This window comes from uncultured Ruthenibacterium sp., assembly GCF_963558415.1.
In the GTDB taxonomy this organism is placed as follows: domain Bacteria; phylum Bacillota; class Clostridia; order Oscillospirales; family Ruminococcaceae; genus Ruthenibacterium.
The window spans coordinates 1-3,274 of sequence record NZ_CAUWGY010000138.1 but is presented as its reverse complement, the minus strand read 5'-3'; the positions used below and the strand labels follow the sequence as shown (position 1 = coordinate 3,274).

Sequence of the window (3,274 nt, the reverse complement as noted above, 5' to 3'; positions counted from 1 at the left end):
TTTTCCGGCTCCCACAGAAGAACGCCGTAAACAACTGGTGAAAGATGCAATGCATTTGGGCGAGGAAGGAAAAATTGCGGTCCGCAACATTCGGCGTGATGCAATGGACAAATTTAAGTCGATGAAAAAGTCCGGTGAGCTGACGGAAGATGATCAGAAGGATCTTGAGGAAAAAATGCAGAAGGTAACGGACAAATTTACGAAAGAAATCGATAAAATTTGCGAGAATAAAACCAAAGAAATCATGGAAATTTAAGCAAAGTTATAACAGGATGCGAAAAAGTGTGCCGCGCTTGAGCTGCGCGGCACACATTTTTACAAAAAAGGAAGTTCAATATGGAAAAAAGGACGGATTTTGCCAAGGGACTTAGTATTGGAATTATCATGGATGGAAATGGCAGGTGGGCGAAAAAAAGAGGGCTCCCTCGTACGGCCGGCCATAAAAAAGGTGCAGAAGTCTTTAAGGATATTACGCGATATTGTAATGAACTTGAAGTAGCCAGTGTCACTTTTTATGCTTTTTCGACGGAGAATTGGGCGCGACCCGTGGAAGAAGTAAATACCATCATGAAGTTGTTTGGCGAATATCTTACCGCTGCTTACGATTATCAAAAGGAAAATAACAGAGTTGTTTTCTTGGGTGATAGAACCCCCTTGCCAGAAAAATTTCAGGCACAAATGGAAGAAATTGAGACAAAAACAGCACATAATACAGGTACAATATTAAATGTTGCAATCAATTATGGCGGCAGACAGGAAATTGTTCGTGCGGCTCAAATACTTGCTCGGCGAGTGCAAGAGGGAAAACTCTCCCCTGAGGAGATTGACGAACGCCTTTTATCCGATTGCATGTATACGGCGGGACAGAAAGATCCGGATTTTATTTTACGTCCAAGCGGTGAACATCGACTGTCCAATTTTATGCTTTGGCAGGCCTCTTATTCAGAATTTGTAGATATGGATGTATTGTGGCCTGATTTTACAAGAGATGATTTGGATAAGGCGATTGATGAGTTCAATCATCGCAGCCGTCGATTTGGCGGTATTTAATAGAAGTGGGGAATTGAGATGAAAGTGCGTGTCATTACTTCGATTGTAGGATTAATCGTTTTGGCGCTCGTACTATGCTTTTTTGATACGGTGTTTTTTAATTTGGCTTTGATTGTGGTAGCGCTGATTGCGATTCATGAGGTGTATGACGCATTTGGAATAAAGGCTCCGCATGTCTTCGCTGCCTTTGTTCCTATAACCGTAGCGGTGTTGTTCAGCGATATTTTGCAGGTCGCTCAAATTTTGCTGTATGTGTTTTATTTGACGGCTCTTTATCTTTCGTGCTGTGTGATTTTTCGTTCGCAGTCTGTCAATTTTGCAAAGGTAGCGGGAACGGCCTTTTTGTCCGGTATTGTTCTCGCATGTTTTGCATCGGTTCTGCATGTGCGGAGTATGTTTACGGATTCTCTGGAGAGCATTTATGTTTTGCTTCTGATTTTAGGATTTGCATGGGGCGGTGATACGTGCGCATATTTTGCAGGACGTGCTTTCGGAAAACATAAATTGGCACAGGTTGTCAGTCCGCACAAAACGGTAGAAGGTGCCATTGGCGGTATTCTTGGAAGTGTAATCGTTGGAATTGTAATTACCTTGCTTTATGTGTTGTTGTATCAGGAACCGACGTTAATGCACTCATTAGGAAATCGTTATTATCTTGTATTGATTGTTGTGGGCATGATCAGTTCTGTGTTAGGAATTTTGGGAGATTTGACGGCTTCTGTTGTGAAACGGCAATGTGGTATTAAAGATTATGGAACGATTTTCCCGGGCCATGGTGGAATTATGGATCGGTTTGATAGTGTGATGTTTATTGCTCCGTTTGTCGTTTTGACTTTATCAAATCTGTAATAGATTGTGCTTGAATCTTAAAGGAGAGCTTTAAATGAGCAAGAGTATTACGTTGTTGGGGTCAACAGGTTCGATTGGAACACAAAGTTTGGATGTGATTCGTGCTCAGGGATTTCAAGTGTACGGTTTGGCGGCCAATCGCAACATATCTTTGCTACTCAAACAAATTCAAGAGTTTTCCCCAAAAGTTGTGACGGTAGTAGATGTGCAGGCCTTTCAGAAGATGAAGACGATTCTGGATGGTATGTCGAATGCACCTAAGTTGTTGTGCGGCAAACAAGGCTTGATTGAATTGGCATCGATGCCGCAAGCCGATATTGTGTTGAATGCTGTTGTTGGTATTGCAGGCCTTCCCGCAACTTTGGCTGCATTACAACAGGGAATCGATGTGGCCTTGGCAAATAAAGAGAGCCTTGTAACTGGCGGCCATTTGGTCACTGAGATGGCCAGAAAGAAACAGGCAAAATTATTGCCTGTTGACAGCGAACATTCTGCAATTTTTCAGTGTCTGCAGGATGAGTTTTCGGCAAAAACATTACAGAAAATTTTGCTTACGGCCTCTGGCGGACCATTTTTTGGCAGGACGATGCAAGAGCTTGCAAATGTAAAAAAGGAAGATGCTCTCCGCCATCCCAACTGGAATATGGGAAGTAAAATTACCATTGATTCTGCTACTTTAATGAATAAAGGGCTGGAACTAATTGAGGCTGTATGGCTTTTTGATCTTCCGCCGGAAAATGTGCAGATTGTTGTACAACGTCAAAGCGTCATTCATTCTATGGTTCAGTTTAGCGATCATTCTATTTTGGCGCAAATGGGCGTTCCGGATATGCGTATTCCAATTCAATATGCCTTAACTTGGCCGAATCGTGTAGAGGGACCGGCTCCTGAGCTGGACTTTACACAGCTTAAATCTTTGACTTTTGATGTGGCGGATGAAAAGGCTTTCCGCTGTTTGCCGGCTTGTAAAAAAGCCATTAAGAAAGGTGGTCTGGCACCATGTGCGGCTAATGGTGCCAACGAGGAAGCGGTACGTCTGTTTTTGGAAGATAAAATTTCATTTTTGAAAATAGGGGAATTGGTGGAAGGAATTGTAGAAAGCCAGGATTTTGGCGGGAATTATACGCTTGAAGATGTTTATGAATGTGATCGGATGGCGCGTGCATATGTTTTAGAGCGGTTATGATTTTCGAAAGGCGGTGGTACCGTGGCCTCGTGGCTGCTGACAGCTCTTGCTTCTATTTTTGTATTTGGTTTAGTTATTTTTATTCATGAATTGGGACATTTCCTGACGGCAAAATTCAGTGGGATTACTGTACAGGAGTTTGCAATTGGGATGGGTCCTACCTTGTTTCGCTTTCAAAGAAAAGAAACA

The 3,274-nt window shown here is 42.6% G+C and carries 5 protein-coding genes; all 5 read left to right on the top strand.

Annotation, left to right across the window (positions count from 1 at the left end; all coding sequences use genetic code 11):
- Positions 1–256, top strand: a 256-nt coding sequence (locus AB5H98_RS13095; protein ID WP_367926328.1) for a ribosome-recycling factor, incomplete at its 5' end; no start/stop codon positions are given.
- Positions 257–336: 80 nt separating this feature from the next.
- Complete coding sequence (locus tag AB5H98_RS13090; protein ID WP_367926327.1) at positions 337–1,050, top strand: isoprenyl transferase; 714 nt, start codon at positions 337–339, stop codon at positions 1,048–1,050.
- A gap of 18 nt (positions 1,051–1,068) precedes the next feature.
- Positions 1,069–1,899 (top strand): phosphatidate cytidylyltransferase, encoded by an 831-nt coding sequence (locus tag AB5H98_RS13085; RefSeq protein WP_367926326.1) that lies wholly within the window; start codon positions 1,069–1,071, stop codon positions 1,897–1,899.
- A gap of 34 nt (positions 1,900–1,933) precedes the next feature.
- Entirely contained in the window at positions 1,934–3,085 is a 1,152-nt protein-coding gene (locus AB5H98_RS13080) for a 1-deoxy-D-xylulose-5-phosphate reductoisomerase (protein WP_367926325.1), read from the top strand.
- A 21-nt stretch (positions 3,086–3,106) separates the two neighbouring features.
- On the top strand, positions 3,107–3,274 hold a 168-nt coding region (locus AB5H98_RS13075; RefSeq protein ID WP_367926329.1), incomplete at its 3' end, for a site-2 protease family protein.